The 15,213-nt window shown below is 37.1% G+C and carries 12 protein-coding genes; 2 read left to right on the plus strand and 10 right to left on the minus strand.

Annotated features, from left to right (window positions below):
• Position 1: 1 nt before the first annotated feature.
• Together ACESQI_RS06800 and ACESQI_RS06805 are read right to left on the minus strand one after the other, a co-directional pair.
• On the minus strand, positions 2 to 2,179 hold the full coding sequence (locus ACESQI_RS06800) for a GH92 family glycosyl hydrolase (protein ID WP_373125600.1): 2,178 nt from the start codon (positions 2,177 to 2,179) through the stop codon (positions 2 to 4).
• Positions 2,180 to 2,505: 326 nt separating this feature from the next.
• A complete protein-coding gene (locus ACESQI_RS06805) occupies positions 2,506 to 4,926 on the minus strand; it encodes a hypothetical protein (RefSeq protein WP_234130340.1) in 2,421 nt (806 codons plus the stop codon).
• Positions 4,927 to 5,773: 847 nt separating this feature from the next.
• On the opposite strand from ACESQI_RS06805, the gene ACESQI_RS06810 reads away from it, so the two are divergent.
• A complete protein-coding gene (locus ACESQI_RS06810) occupies positions 5,774 to 6,409 on the plus strand; it encodes an HU family DNA-binding protein (protein ID WP_007484630.1) in 636 nt (211 codons plus the stop codon).
• On the opposite strand, the gene ACESQI_RS06815 is transcribed toward ACESQI_RS06810, so the two are convergent.
• Positions 6,410 to 7,306 carry a LysR family transcriptional regulator gene (locus tag ACESQI_RS06815; RefSeq protein ID WP_195661030.1) on the minus strand — a complete coding sequence of 299 codons (897 nt, stop codon included), beginning with the start codon at positions 7,304 to 7,306 and terminating at the stop codon, positions 6,410 to 6,412.
• 45 nt (positions 7,307 to 7,351) lie between these two features.
• Positions 7,352 to 7,930 carry a DUF6621 family protein gene (locus ACESQI_RS06820; RefSeq protein ID WP_320935748.1) on the minus strand — a complete coding sequence of 193 codons (579 nt, stop codon included), beginning with the start codon at positions 7,928 to 7,930 and terminating at the stop codon, positions 7,352 to 7,354.
• A gap of 372 nt (positions 7,931 to 8,302) precedes the next feature.
• Here ACESQI_RS06820 and clpB point away from each other — a divergent pair, with 372 nt between their 5' ends.
• Positions 8,303 to 10,891, plus strand: coding sequence for an ATP-dependent chaperone ClpB (clpB, locus tag ACESQI_RS06825; protein WP_373125601.1), 2,589 nt, complete (start codon positions 8,303 to 8,305; stop codon positions 10,889 to 10,891).
• A gap of 70 nt (positions 10,892 to 10,961) precedes the next feature.
• Here clpB and ACESQI_RS06830 read toward each other — a convergent pair whose 3' ends face one another.
• The 6 genes from ACESQI_RS06830 to nusB form a co-directional block, all read right to left on the minus strand.
• Positions 10,962 to 11,201, minus strand: coding sequence for a hypothetical protein (locus tag ACESQI_RS06830; RefSeq protein ID WP_002562005.1), 240 nt, complete (start codon positions 11,199 to 11,201; stop codon positions 10,962 to 10,964).
• 495 nt (positions 11,202 to 11,696) lie between these two features.
• A complete protein-coding gene (locus ACESQI_RS06835; RefSeq protein ID WP_002562006.1) occupies positions 11,697 to 12,131 on the minus strand; it encodes a DUF5606 domain-containing protein in 435 nt (144 codons plus the stop codon).
• 104 nt (positions 12,132 to 12,235) lie between these two features.
• Positions 12,236 to 12,844, minus strand: a complete 609-nt coding sequence (gene coaE, locus ACESQI_RS06840) for a dephospho-CoA kinase (RefSeq protein ID WP_373125602.1) — start codon at positions 12,842 to 12,844, stop codon at positions 12,236 to 12,238.
• Positions 12,834 to 13,847 carry a CdaR family protein gene (locus tag ACESQI_RS06845; protein WP_002562008.1) on the minus strand — a complete coding sequence of 338 codons (1,014 nt, stop codon included), beginning with the start codon at positions 13,845 to 13,847 and terminating at the stop codon, positions 12,834 to 12,836. Before ACESQI_RS06845 ends, coaE begins: the two co-directional genes overlap by 11 nt.
• Positions 13,848 to 13,869: 22 nt before the next feature.
• Positions 13,870 to 14,193: a preprotein translocase subunit YajC gene (gene yajC, locus ACESQI_RS06850; protein ID WP_002562009.1), complete on the minus strand. Its 324-nt coding sequence runs from the start codon at positions 14,191 to 14,193 to the stop codon at positions 13,870 to 13,872.
• 43 nt (positions 14,194 to 14,236) lie between these two features.
• The gene (nusB, locus tag ACESQI_RS06855; protein WP_044095482.1) at positions 14,237 to 15,163 is read right to left on the minus strand and encodes a transcription antitermination factor NusB; all 927 of its coding nucleotides are present in this window, start codon (positions 15,161 to 15,163) and stop codon (positions 14,237 to 14,239) included.
• Positions 15,164 to 15,213 lie beyond the last annotated feature (50 nt).

Genomic DNA, 15,213 nt, shown 5'->3' on the forward strand with positions numbered 1-15,213 from the left:
ATCAACGTTCGTTGGTCATTAAAAACTCCAACGTTCCACCCTGCATAATATCATCATATGAGATTTTATAATCTCTGATTTGCCTTCCATTCAACTGAACCGATTTCACATATTTATTCTCTTTAGACAAATCATGTGCTATCATTGTGAATACTTTTCCATTCTTCAATTTTATTTGTGCCCGAGGAATCTGAGGGGCACCCATTACATATTCAAGACTAACCGGATTCACAGGATAAAATCCTAATGCACTGAATATATACCAGGCTGACATCTGCCCACAATCATCATTTCCACATAGCCCATCAGGTTTTGGTAAATAGAAGCGATCGAATACTTCACGGACTAATTCAGCTGTACGATCATTTTTCCCAAGTAAAGTATACATATATATTACATGATGACTCGGTTCGTTTCCATGAGCATATTGACCTATCAGGCCTGTTACATCTCCAACAAATCCAGTCTGATCAGTAGATTGTTCAATAACAAAAAGTGAATCCAGCTTCATTATCATCTTATCTGTGCCCCCCATTAACTCTGTCAACCCTGCTATGTCTTGTTGTACATGCCATGTATATTGCCAAGCATTCCCTTCAGTATAATCACCACCGGCAGTCCCGGCATGAGATAAATGAAAAGCACTGAATGGTGTACGCCATTTGCCGTTGGAATCTTTTCCACGCATCAGTCCCGTTTCATTATCAAATAGCTTTTTATAACTCGCCGAACGTTTCATGAAAAAATCATAATCATCACCTTTACCCAATTTCTTGGCCAACTGTGCTGCACAATAATCATCATAAGCCCCCTCCAACGTACGAGAGACAGATTCTTCTTCTACAATGTCAAAAGGAAAATATCCATATCGGTCATAGGCCTCTACATCATATTTAAAATGAGAAACTGTCAAAGATTTCTTGATCAAATGATAAGCCTGTTCCACATCAATTCCTGGAAAGTTTTTCAAACAGGCTTCTACAATAACCGGAACTGCATGATTACCAATCATACAATGCGTCTCTTTTCCCCATAACGTCCAAATCGGTAAATACCCTTGGCATTCGGCGTGCAGTAACATAGAATTTACCATATCGGGAAGTAACTCCGGAGTAAGAATGGTATATAGAGGATGAGCCGCCCGATAAGTATCCCACAAGGAAAAAGTAGAATAATATATTCCAAAAGGAGAAAGCGAAACCGAATCTTTCGCATTTTTATATTGTCCGTTTACATCGGCTACGTTATTAGGTTGTATCAGTAAATGATACAAAGCCGTATAAAAATTTATTTTCTGTTCATCAGTACCTTCAATTTCAATCCGTGACAAATAATTCTCCCATTTATTTTCAGCCTCTTTTCGAACTGTATCAAAATCCCAATGTTCCAATTCCAAATTCAGATTCTTTTTAGCTCCCTCAATGCTAACCATTGAAAAAGCAACTTTTATCTGTACCTCTCTTTCATCAGCTAAACGAATTATCTTACGAGGAGCCTTATCTTCACGTCCATCCTCAGCATCTTCAAATGCTACAATTGGTTTATCTAACTTTATTACATAAAAGAGATCACGTTCAACCCAGGCCTTCACTCGCTGATAACCAGTTATAGTATACATATCCTCTTTTTGTATGTCGGCATCAAGTACTCTGTTATCATAACTATTTTCACTCCCAACCATTCCATTCTGAAAGTTAATGTATATTGCAGGATTCTCTTTTTCAAACTGATACCGATGCATAGCAACATGCGAAGTAGCCGTTAACTCTACTTTCACCGAATTATCAACTAGCTCCACAGAATAGTAACCAGGATTAGCCACTTCTGAATCCTTCCGATACGTACTTTGAAAATTCTTTGTATCCTTCCCTGAAAATGGCATAATCAGTATATCACCCATATCCGGTACTCCTGTACCATTCAACCGATTTTGAGAGAATCCTGATATTATGGTATCCTCATAACGATATCCGGCACAATAATCCCAACCAATACACCCGGTCTGAGGACCAGGTTGTACCATCCCCAAAGGATAAGTCGCCCCCGGAAAGGTATGCCCTGTATAAGTAGTACCTATAAAAGGGTCTACATATCGATTAAACTCAGAAGATATTTGTTTGTTACCAGAACATGAAACAAATAATAATGTAACATATAGAAAAGGAATACGGCTTTTCATGGGTTCAATGATTTAAGATAATTCTTTAATTAATAATTTGCTTTCCTTTGTCTTCAACAGAGTACCAAAATCTATAGAACACAGATCAAGTACTAAAAACTTAAGCAAATGTATGTGTATGAACCTAATAAAAGATTAATCAGACCTTAACTGAAGTAATTTATTAAAAATAAAAATATAACCCACTGATAACATGAGTATTAAGACCAAAAAAAAATTAAGATTCAATCAAGTTTACACACCTTAATTGAATCTTAATTTATCATTAATGAACTAAAACACTTTAAAATATAGTCTTAAAAATAGAATGATAATGTAACTATCTACTATGATACAACTTCGTCGTAACTAATTTCAGGATAAGCATTAAGCAAACGTAAATGTTCTTGCGCAAATTTATCAAAACATTGTTTAGAAGCACCTTTCTGTCCGAGCAAAAACAATGCACGACATTTTATTCTCACAGCTTCCTCATCTATATTATCATGAAGCAATATCACATTAGCAATTTTCACCTGCAAATTCAAATCTGATTCTACCTCCGGCAGCAATACAGATTTCAAAAGAACTTCTATCAAAAGGGTCGAATACTCAGATTTGTATCCATCTGCCCATTCCGCATTCAAATTAGGAAGAAGAGTTCCATTCTGAGCAATATCTAAAATGGCAGTCAATATATTCGCACTAACTCTCTTTTCTTCCTTAGTCTTTTTCAGTAAGAGCATGATGTTTTTATAATCACAGACAACTTTATCCCCCATCTCTACAAACCAATAAGATGTCTTATTGACAATACTAATATCACCAACTTTCTCTAACAATAATCTAAGCTTTCGCACATTGACACTTCTGTTATTCGATGCACTGGCTTTATCCATTTCAAACCAGAATGTTTCATCCAATTTCTCCGAAGTAACCTTCTTTCCGTCTTTTACAGTATTTAATAAAAGATATAAGAGAATCTGTTTAACGATAGGAGTGAAATTATCAGTAATATCTACTCCTTCTTTATCAAAGACCTGAAATCCTCCCAAAAGCTTTACAGTAGAAACCGGAGTTTTTAATTCAACAACAGGCGTCTTTGCTGCACTCCCGGAAAAGGAAGAGATACTTTTTGCAGGAGGAGTTTCCCGCCGTTTTCTTCTTACGCAAAAGAAAACAACAAAAAATAAACCAATAAGTAATAAAAGGCATATTACAAAAATCAATTGATTACTTTTTTTCTCTGTCAATCCACTCTTCTGAATAACATCCGATACCTTTAATGGAGGATATGACAAAGAATAAATATCCACATTAAAATTATCCGATTGATTTTTCTGCATTAAGACTGCATATAAGACAGATTTTTCCTTGTCCAATATAAGATCACAGAACGATTCCATATCTAAAAAATTATATGGAATAGAATCGGCTATAATAGAAACAGAACCATCTGTAAGACTCACTTCACATAGGCTTAATAAAGTATGAAAACGATTATTATCATAAGCCAGTGCATATGCTTTATCTTTATCAATTATCATTGAGTTTGAAAAAGTTACCGGTACTCTCGGAACAGTCAAATCAAACAACTTTTTGCAAGTTTGATTTCGGGAATCCATTTCATACAGATCATAAAAGTTCTTGGGAGATTCTTCCTGTTTTCCGGATATACTACCATATCCTCCCAGAAGTAAAAATTTCCCCTTACCCAAATAACCTAAAGCACTCAAATAACGCGGAGAGATATCCTTTGACATATTCTTTATATCCCAAACACCACTGTCTAACGGATGTGTAGACAACCACGCTTTATAAGACTGATAGCCATATCCTCCAAACGTAACCAACTGCCTTTTTTCCATATCAATAAAACGATTATGGTGGTGTGCCGGTGCAAACCTCTGATCTAACTTATCTCCTGACCACTCATTCTTTGCAAAATCATAAAAAATAAAGTCAGGATATAGCAAACTGTAAGAAACCAACCGATCGTTTATACAATCATATATCATCTGGCTACTCCCCCCTGCTCCAAAAGGAGAACCTTTTTGAGTTTTAATTCTTTTAATACGAAAATCATCCATATTAAAGAAAACCATAGAATCAGAAGTAGCAATAAAAAGTCGATTCTGAATAGAATCAAAAGCTATCTGAGCATATCTCTCCGACACTGGAATAGATGTTTCTTTTTGCCATTTTATATATTTATCAATATCCCAACTTCCATTCTCTACTATCGCTTCTTTACTACAGATATCATCATACACCTTTGTACCTGCATATTTATCTAATTTCCAGAAATAGAGTAAATCCCCTTTATCATTCCGAACAGCAACATCTTTTATTGAAATAGGAGGTACATCTGAGCTGTAAAACACTTTAGTCCAATTTCTACCAAAATTAATTCTGATATCGTCTAATTTATTAAAAGAATAAGGTATCGTCTGGATATTATCATTAATAGAACAAATAATTTTGCCTTGCTTGAAATTAATCTTCATCTTACTCCAGTCCTCCCGACTCTTGGGTAACGATATTTTAAAATCAACATTAGCTAAAGCTTTATCATCATCAATCAATACAAAATTAAGCTTAGAAGCATTTATATTCGATATTATATCAAAACTATTAGTACCAGAGGTAACCCTACATATATAACCATAAGTCTGTACTCCTGGATTAAATTTAATATCAAGCTCTAATGAAAAACCATCCTGAAACGAAAAAGGATCATCCGGAGTTAGATTCAAAGACGTTCTCACATCTTGATTTACAGTATGAGAATAAAAGGTCAAGCCATAATGAATGTTACTTCCATTCACTTTAAAAAACGAGAAACAAAAAAACAATAATAGATATATTCTTCGCATAACAACAAGCCCTCATCAACGGAATAAAAATGTTAAAATAGTATTTTACAAAAGGTTTAATTATTAATTTTATCATAAAAAGGTAAATTACTCATATAGCAATATCCTCTGCAAATATTCACTAAAATTCCAAGAATAAGCAAACAAATAGCCATAAATCTTATATATAAAAGAGGGACTAACAATCTTTTCAAATTTTTATAGTACCAAAAGCGTGGAACTGCGTGCTATCATTTGTTTCTGAAAGTCCTGAGAAAACCCGAAACTACAAATGAATAGACAGCAGACCCACGCTGATACAGCGCGAGAACCGACTATGTCATTCTTGTAGTCTCTTAAAATTTCTCAGGTTTTCAGAAACAAGAATGAAGCATGACGCTTCTTACAATTTTTTTCCTAATAAATATTTTTGAGTCTATCGCTATAATCTCATTGCAAAAATATAAAAACTTATTAAATAAAAAAATTACATATACCACTTTTCTTGTAAATTCAATATTCATCCGGGATTTATCTCAAATACCAGAAGAAGTATACATTCAAGCTTTATTCTTTGATGGAAAAAGTTCACCATAAGTACCTATAAACTCTTCCCTCACAAACATGAAACAATAATTCTCTTTTCTTCCCTAAATAACTTCTTTTCCTCAAAGAGAAAGAGAACTTTTTTCAGGAAGGAAAGCAAGTTTTTATCCTGTGTTCTACAAGTATTAAAAAGATATTATATAAGGAAAGAGATATGGCACAGTATATAATGGAAGAAATGCCCGATATACACAAGACGGGCGAACGGGTACTCTACCCCCGGTTTGCAATGATAGATCAAATAGACTTCAACGGTCTGGTACGCAGAATAACGGATACCAGTGGATTCAAACCGGGAGAAATCGAAGGAATACTGAAGCAGGCAGCCTTGGAAATGGCCAAACTGATGGCGAACGGATGCTCGGTGAAACTGGATGGAATAGGAACATTCACCCCGGCACTGACTTTACGCGAAGGGAAAGAAAGGGAAGAAATCGGTGAGACGGGCAAGCACCGCAATGCACAAAGTATCATTGTGGGAGGGGTAAACTTCCGGGTAGACAGGAGTATGATAAGGAATATCAACGAAAGATGTTACTTGGAAAGGGCAAACTGGAAGTCCAGGCGTTCTTCTGAAAAGTATACACCGGAGCAACGGCTGGAACGGGCTATAAAATACCTCGACGAACATCCGTATTTAACAGTCCGTGAGTACCAAAAACTAACGGGACTGCTCCGCACAACGGCAACCAATGAACTGAAACAATGGGCCAAACTACCAGATTCAGGTATAGATACTTCCGGCCGGGGAGCACACCGGGTGTATATAAAACAAAGTACAAAGGAGTGATTACAAATTCTTGCTGTGATGCATCGCAAACTGCATAAATACTTGCGATAAGCCTCCCTCCTGCCCTTGCTGATGTACGAAACAAAACTCACGCAACATCTGCATTCCTCTTATCTCTATGACACGGAAGGTACCGGTAGCCAGTTCCTTATAAATTGAGCGAACAGACACAATACCCATGCAATCCGTATTCTCCAGAAATAACTTAATGCTCTCGGTACTGCCTAAATACATCAAGACATTAAGAGAAGACAGCTTGATATTATGCTGTAACAAAGTACGTTCAAAGACATCAAGCGTACCCGAACCACGTTCGCGAAGTACAAGAGGAATACCTGGTAAATCTTCTGGAGTTATTTCATCCGGTAGCGAAAGTTTACTTTGGTTATGCACCACAGCCACCAATTCATCTTCTAAAAAAGTCGTATATTTCAGATTAGGTAAACGAAAGATGCCCTCAACCAGACCTAAGTCAATCCGATGTTCTTGCAACGCAGCTTCTATTCCACGAGAGTTTCCATTCAGCAAAGACAGATTTACCTGTGGAAATTTACGAATAAAATTTCCAAGTAAAGGTGGAAGTACATATTGGGCAATGGTAGTACTGGCTCCAAGTTTTAATTCACCTATATAATCACCATGCAGAAGATGCATTTCATATTCCAACCGCTTATAGGCATCAAGGATGCGTTCGCTATGTTCCAGAAGCAATTTCCCGGCTTCTGTGAGAGAAATTTTATTCCCCTGCCGATCGAAAAGCCGCGTCTGATAACAAGTTTCCAATTCCTGGATATGTTTTGTTATGGCAGGTTGACTTACAAAAAGCTCCTGAGAGGCTTTAGTGAAACTGAGATTCTTCGCTACACTCTGAAATACTTTCAAACGAAAATCGGACATATTAAGTAGTGATTAACGATTAGTGACAGGTGAAAAAAGAGACTTCTATAATTCGTCTCCTTTTATTCCCAATGCTTGCATCAGTGGATATGCCAGCATCTCCCACTGATACTCTATAGTCTCTTCCGATTCATCCACCCGGAACTGAATAATCTCTTTTTCTTTTACTTTATTCAAAACAGCAGTCACTTTATTACCATACTCTTCATTGAAAGAAAGTACAATCAGCTTTTTCACATCTGCCGAGTCAAGGACTATCTGCAATAAATCAAGAAACAGCTCTTCACGAGTCACCATCCCTTCGCAGGGTACTCCTGCGAAAGAGAACTCTCCAAACTGATCTGAAAAGGCAACCCCATCAAGCTCTTTTTTCAAATCTGACGGATTACAGAAAACCAGATTAGAAGAGTCCTGATCATACACAAATAACAGTTGCACTTTATTATCTCCCTCTTCAATACCGGCATCCAATGCCAAATAAGTAGTCAACAACGATAAATCAATTTCCTGTAACGGACGATTTAACACATTCTCGAAATATCTCTTCAAATCTGACACTATAAAATTCAGAAATGCGGCATCAACGAGCATCACTATCTCAGGAAGTTTTATCTTTTCATCCATAAAAATCTATTCTTGTCTATTTATTAGCGGATAAAGATACAATAAAGCTTTTATACAGACGGCATTAATCTTCTAAAATTTTACCACAAACAGGAATGGACTAGGGAAAACATTGAAACAACACTCTCAATGTATTGAGAAAAGACTCTCAACAGGTTGAAACACTTTTCTCAATACGTTGAAACAAAATGAAACATTAAAAAGGATGAAAACTTCCTCGCAAACAACGTTGTACATAGATATAAAGGCAGGACATTTTGTCAATCTATTATCTAAAATTACTGAAAAAATGGCATAATATGTGCATTGGCAAATCTTTTGCGCCCTTTCAGTGTTATTAGAAACGTGAAAATAAGAAAGGAGACATAAGATATGAACTTTAACAACTTTACCATTAAGTCACAAGAAGCGGTGCAGGAGGCCGTCAATCTGGTCAAAGCCCGAGGGCAACAGGCCATCGAACCAGTCCATATACTTACGGGAGTAATGAAGGTAGGCGAGAACGTTACCAACTTCATTTTTCAGAAGTTAGGAGTAAACGGACAACAGATTGCACTGGTTGTTGATAAACAAATTGACTCATTACCTAAGGTTTCCGGTGGAGAACCCTATCTGAGCAGAGAGTCAAATGAAGTACTTCAGAAAGCAACCCAGTATTCCAAAGAAATGGGTGACGAGTTTGTTTCACTGGAACATCTGTTATTGGCTTTATTGACTGTAAAAAGTACTGCCTCTACCATTCTCAAGGACGCAGGTATGGCGGAAAAAGAATTACGCAGCGCTATCAGCGAACTGCGCAAAGGAGAGAAAGTAACTTCACAATCAAGCGAAGATACTTATCAGTCACTCGAGAAATATGCTATTAACTTAAACGAAGCAGCACGTAGCGGTAAACTCGATCCGGTAATCGGACGGGATGAAGAGATACGGCGTGTACTACAGATATTGAGTCGCCGTACAAAAAACAATCCTATCCTGATCGGTGAACCAGGTACCGGTAAAACAGCTATTGTGGAAGGTTTGGCACATCGTATATTGAGAGGTGACGTACCCGAAAACCTGAGAGACAAACAAGTATATTCTCTGGATATGGGTGCATTGGTAGCAGGCGCCAAATATAAAGGCGAATTTGAAGAACGATTGAAATCGGTGGTCAATGAAGTAATGAAATCCGAAGGGAACATTATTCTGTTCATTGACGAAATACATACACTGGTGGGTGCCGGAAAAGGTGAAGGTGCCATGGACGCTGCCAATATTCTAAAACCGGCATTGGCTCGTGGAGAACTGCGCGCTATCGGTGCTACCACCCTTGATGAATATCAAAAATATTTTGAAAAGGATAAGGCATTAGAACGTCGTTTCCAGATTGTACAAGTGGACGAACCGGATACCCTAAGTACTATTTCTATCCTCCGTGGATTGAAAGAGCGTTACGAAAATCACCATCACGTACGTATTAAAGATGATGCTATCATCGCTGCAGTAGAATTGAGTAGCCGCTATATCACCGATCGTTTTTTACCGGATAAGGCTATCGACCTGATGGATGAAGCAGCAGCCAAACTACGCATGGAAGTAGACTCTGTTCCGGAAGACCTGGATGAGATTTCACGTAAAATCAAACAATTGGAGATTGAACGTGAAGCCATCAAGCGTGAAAAGGATCAACCTAAATTGGATACAATAGGCAAAGAGATAGCCGAATTGAAGGAACAGGAGAAATCATTCAAAGCGAAATGGCAAAGTGAGAAATCACTGATGGATAAGATTCAGCAAAACAAAGTGGAAATTGAAAATCTGAAATTTGAAGCTGAAAAAGCTGAACGTGAGGGTGATTACGGAAAAGTAGCCGAAATACGTTATGGCAAGTTACAAGCTTTAGATCAGGAGATAAAAGATACACAAGAAGAACTGAAACAAATGCAGGGAGGTTCTGCAATGATTAAAGAGGAGGTAGACGCTGAGGACATTGCTGATGTAGTATCCCGCTGGACAGGAATCCCCGTCAGCAAAATGTTACAAAGTGAGAAAGACAAACTGCTCCATCTTGAGGAAGAACTTCATGAGCGGGTTATCGGCCAGGACGAAGCAATTGCTGCCGTAGCCGATGCAGTACGCCGTAGTCGTGCCGGACTGCAAGACCCGAAACGTCCGATTGGATCATTTATCTTCCTGGGAACTACTGGTGTAGGTAAAACAGAATTGGCAAAAGCACTTGCTGATTTTCTGTTCGATGACGAAACAATGATGACACGTATTGACATGAGTGAATACCAAGAGAAACACAGTGTTTCCCGTTTGGTCGGAGCTCCTCCGGGATACGTAGGATATGATGAAGGCGGACAATTGACAGAAGCCATCCGGCGTAAACCATATTCAGTAGTATTGTTTGATGAAATAGAAAAGGCGCATCCGGATGTATTCAATATCCTGTTGCAGGTATTGGATGATGGGCGATTGACAGACAACAAAGGACGTGTGGTCAATTTCAAAAACACAATCATCATCATGACTTCAAACATGGGAAGCTCCTATATACAGAGTCAAATGGAAAAACTCAACAGCTCCAACAAAGAAGAAGTAGTTGAAGAGACCAAAAAAGAAGTGATGAACATGTTGAAGAAAACAATTCGTCCGGAATTCCTGAACCGTATTGATGAAACAATCATGTTCTTACCGCTAACGGAGAAAGAGATCAGGGAAATTGTTTTATTACAGATTAAAGGCGTTCAAAAGATGCTTGCGGGAAATGGTGTAGAATTGAAATTGACAGATGCTGCCATAAACTTTATAGCGCAAGCCGGTTATGATCCGGAGTTTGGTGCACGCCCCGTAAAAAGAGCTATCCAGCGTTATTTGCTCAATGACCTGTCGAAAAAGTTACTCGCACAAGAAGTAGATCGCAGTAAAGCAATCATTGTTGATGTTGCGGGGGATGGATTATCATTCCGTAACTAAAATAAAACAGATCCTTATATACAATGCCAGTATGTTACAAAATATACTGGCATTTTTTATATCGAAAAACTTAATAAATAATTCTACGTACTACCACCTCGCTGGCAGGATGCAGTATAACAAGTACGTAAGTTCCACGCTTCGGAAGTTCTAATGTCAATGAGGAGGAAATACATAATTCTTTTACCTGCAAATATCCGTTATCATTATACAAATAAACCATTGTATTTATAAGCAGATCACTCAGACACAATACTCCCTTTTCTGTGTCTAGCTGAAACTCGAATGTTTTGTTTGACCTTTTATCCATACCCCATTTACATCCATCTTCCAGTCCCCCAAGAAGATATTTATATATAAAAGCGTGGGAACTGTTGCCATTATCGCACTTGAGGCTCTGGACTGCCACTATTCAAATAATGTACAACAACACCCCACGCCCAATACCATATATTTGCATATACAGCGGAGCATGAGCGCTTGTTTCCATTATTCCTGAATAGTGAAATTGTCCAGATTTCAAGTACAGAATAATATAATAAACGCCTTTGTTCTAAGTAATTACCAAGCAATCCTCCCTCCTGACTTTTCAGAAATCGGTGGATTGCAACAAAGATAAGTAAAAAGCTCTGAATCTTATAAAGGAAAGCTCAAAAATATTCCTGCAAATATATAGTATAAGCAGAACAGAACGAGTTCCTTTTTGTTTAAAGCATTCCAATAAAAAAAGAAAAAGCGTGATAAACATCCTCAAAAGATATTTATCACACTTCTTTTATAACTGAAAAAGATATCAGATTACATCTTATTCCGCTGTTTCTACAGCCTCCTCTTGTTGTTCTGCGTCATCTTTAAACTCAGTAATTCCATTTGTAACAAGAATATTATACCATGAAATTAATTTTTTAATATCAGTCATATATACCCTCTCACGATCAAAATCAGGAAGTACTTCTGTCAAATAAGCACGCAATTCCTCCGCAGTAGCCTTCTTTGGGTCAATAGAAGCAGTTCCCGCATTCTCTTTTTCCTTGATCGATTCAAGAACGTCACGCAAAGGAACTTCAGCATCATTTGTATACATTGCTATATCTGCCAGAGAAATAATTTTTTCATTTCCGTAAGCCGGGAAACGCTTTTTTTCTGCGCTAACAGATTCAACAATCAGCATATTCTTTCCCTGCGAAATAAGTTTATACAATCCCGGTTTTCCGGAGATAGACAAAATAGTCTTCAACATAGTATATTCTTTTTATTTATTAGTTATTTTTTCGGTGGGCAAAGATAGTGTAAGCCAAAGACAATACAAAATAAGCAAGCCTATTTTTATTGTTAAGACGAGACCTATTTTCCCGAAAGAGAAGCAATCTTTCCAGATAGCAAAGAAATTAACTCCAGAACCTGTGGAATTAATGGCACTTTACCGTCATTAACGATTACAAATTCAGCCTGTTTACGCTTTTCCTCATCACTCATCTGACTTCGTATACGCTTCATTATAAGTTCACGCGAGGAACAATCACGTTTAATGGCACGCTGTACACGTAATTCCAATGGGGCATACACCATCACCACGACATCTACTTCAGCAGCAAAACCCGATTCTATTAATATAGCAGATTCCATACCTACTATAGAAGAAAACGATTGCCCCTCTACCCAGCGTCGAAAATCATCCTTCACCTGCGGATGAATAATTTCATTGATTCGCCTTGCATGATCCGGATGTCCAAAAAGATAAGAAGCCAGAAATGCTTTATTCAGCTCACCTCCTTCAAAAACTTTTTCACCAAGCAAAGCACAAAGTTCCTGCCGAATGAAGGGATCTGTATTTGTCAATCTTTTAGATTCAATATCGGCTATATACACAGGAATGCCCATCACCTCCAACAATCGCGAAACAACGCTCTTGCCACTACCTATACCTCCGGTTATGCCTATTTTAATCGCCATTAGAAGATACTTGTTCTATAAGAAAATCAACCTTTTTAGGTGCTATACGAATATGACTCACCCCATCAGGAATAGATTTGAGTTTTACCGTATACTTATCTGAACCTAACTTCAGTAACTCCTCATAAGATATATTTATAATAAAGGAATTTGCTTCAATTTTATAAAAGTTATGATACCCAACCTGAAAAGTAATCTGTACCTTTGAAGGAAAAGTACGCAAAACCTTATCTGCCGGAAAATTAACTCCATGCAAAGGCACTTCAACCGTTTTTTCCGTATACATATCTACCGGAAAAGTTAAATCTACAGCATTAGGAATGAACTTGGCTCCCTTTACCTCTGCCAGAGCAACATGATGTGTCAATGTATCTGCAATATTGCTCAAGTCAACCTTACGCGTGTAGGCAGTAGTTATTGTATCCAAAATAGCAACAGGAGCATAAACTAAAACAGAATCCGGCGAATAGATTGTATCAGAGAGATAGTATTGCCGGGCAGCAGTCACTTTACCCTGCATTTTCACCGGAACACGTTTTGATTTACCGGTAGAGTATATGTATTCCAATGTATCGGGTTTTACAGAAATCAACCGGGTAGATACATTCAGTTGGCTCATGATTTTTTTCTCAAACTCTGACGAATAAATCCGCACATGATTATTACGGGCACTATAGTCATTGAAATTAAGATTCACCGGAAAAAAGCTTTTTCCTAACATATAGTTTAACAAAACAGTTCCCCTGTCTTTTACCTTAATACGAAGTTCAGAAGAAGGTTCCGAGGTGATTACTACATCATTGGGAACTTCTTTCAAACGAACAGGAATAGAAAATTCCGCTTCATAATCATTGTTTAAAGTTTGGAGAAGCCAAAAACCACTGGCTATAAGAAAGAAAAATAAAAAGATCAGGAATTCCCTACTTTTTTCACTGAGTAAAAAGTTCCTAATCTTTTTAGAAAATTTCAAATAAATATACTTTATGTCCCTACGTTCGAACATAGGCTTTATTTATGTTTATAGCTTATTTAGCTGGCTGCTGATTAGCAGCAGAAGCGTCAGCAAAAATAGAATTCTTATCTATCTTAATTTTTACATTAGTTGCAATTTCAAGTACAATGTGGTCATCATTAATCTCTTTAATAATGCCATGTATACCTCCGGCAGTAATAACCTTTTGATTCACCTGAAGAGATTTACGGAAATTGGCAATCTCTTTTTGTTTTTTGTTCTGAGGACGAATCATAAAGAAATACATGATAACAAACATTGCTATCAGCATAATCCACATCAGACTTCCGTCGGGACCAGCAGCAGGAGCTTGCAGTAATACAGTCAATAAATTCATAAATAATCTGTTTTAGTTTTTTTAATCTATAATAGCAAAGGTATCAGTTTTTCGCCAACTTACCTTCTTTTTTTAATTGATTAACAATTCCATCCAAAGTTCCATTGATAAAGCTACCACTCTTAGCTGTACTATAAAGTTTGGCAATCTCTACATATTCATTTAACGAAACACTAACCGGAATGTTCGGAAAACTTAGAATTTCTGCTAAAGCAGTCTGCATTACAATTACATCCATAAAGGCAACACGATCCAAATCCCAGTTCTTGGTGTTTTCACTAATGAGATGGCGATAGTAATCTGCATTCAAAATGGTACGACGGAAAAGACGACGTGCGAACTCCTGATCTTCATCATCCTTAAATTCCGGAAGCAAAGCCTGATTAGCACCGTTCTTTTCTTCAAAACGTTTAATGGTTTTCAAAACAAATGTATCTACAATCTCTTTGTCATCATTCCAATACAAACTCTGATCTTCCAATACCTGATCCAAAGAATCATTATTAAAAACAAATGCTTTATAGAGCTTTCTCCATAGTTCACGGTCTGCTTCATAAGAATTATCAGCAGAAGCCATATATTCTTTATATATATCTGACTCCACTATTTTATCATAAAGTTCTTTGATAAAATCCTGGTCGTTAGCCCATGTTCTTTTTTGATTGGCTATAAACTCTGTCAATTGTTTATTTACTTCAAGTTGCGATACGAATTTGTTTTCAACAAATTTCATGTTAGGATACAACTCTTCTTTAGTAGGTTTCAGTTTGGCTTTTGCTGTGTCAATACGTTTTTGTGCGTAGTCCGTCAATGCAATCATAAGCATCAACAAATAGTTGTAGAGGTCATAAGCCTTTGAGAGGCTAAAAAACAACTCTTTCTCCGCTGAGTCTAAATTTTTGCTGCCGTTCTGATAGTAAGCATACACTATCTGTATGATTTTTAGACGAATAAGAACTCTGTTAATCATAATCTTTAATAATACTGTTATTAACGAATTGCAAAAGTAGATATTTTTAA

This window comes from Bacteroides sp. HPS0048 (assembly GCF_964240755.1).
GTDB classification, from domain to species: domain Bacteria; phylum Bacteroidota; class Bacteroidia; order Bacteroidales; family Bacteroidaceae; genus Bacteroides; species Bacteroides nordii.

Coding starts and splice junctions, on each gene's coding strand:
- ACESQI_RS06830 (WP_002562005.1), bottom strand. CDS start 11,201: ATGGATAAAAGGTCAAACAAAACATTCGAGTTTCAGCTAGACACAGAA.
- nusB (WP_044095482.1), bottom strand. CDS start 15,163: ATGATTAACAGAGTTCTTATTCGTCTAAAAATCATACAGATAGTGTAT.
- ACESQI_RS06835 (WP_002562006.1), bottom strand. CDS start 12,131: ATGTTGAAGACTATTTTGTCTATCTCCGGAAAACCGGGATTGTATAAA.
- yajC (WP_002562009.1), bottom strand. CDS start 14,193: ATGAATTTATTGACTGTATTACTGCAAGCTCCTGCTGCTGGTCCCGAC.
- coaE (WP_373125602.1), bottom strand. CDS start 12,844: ATGGCGATTAAAATAGGCATAACCGGAGGTATAGGTAGTGGCAAGAGC.
- ACESQI_RS06800 (WP_373125600.1), bottom strand. CDS start 2,179: ATGAAAAGCCGTATTCCTTTTCTATATGTTACATTATTATTTGTTTCA.
- clpB (WP_373125601.1), top strand. CDS start 8,303: ATGAACTTTAACAACTTTACCATTAAGTCACAAGAAGCGGTGCAGGAG.
- ACESQI_RS06845 (WP_002562008.1), bottom strand. CDS start 13,847: ATGTTCGAACGTAGGGACATAAAGTATATTTATTTGAAATTTTCTAAA.
- ACESQI_RS06815 (WP_195661030.1), bottom strand. CDS start 7,306: ATGTCCGATTTTCGTTTGAAAGTATTTCAGAGTGTAGCGAAGAATCTC.
- ACESQI_RS06810 (WP_007484630.1), top strand. CDS start 5,774: ATGGCACAGTATATAATGGAAGAAATGCCCGATATACACAAGACGGGC.
- ACESQI_RS06820 (WP_320935748.1), bottom strand. CDS start 7,930: ATGGATGAAAAGATAAAACTTCCTGAGATAGTGATGCTCGTTGATGCC.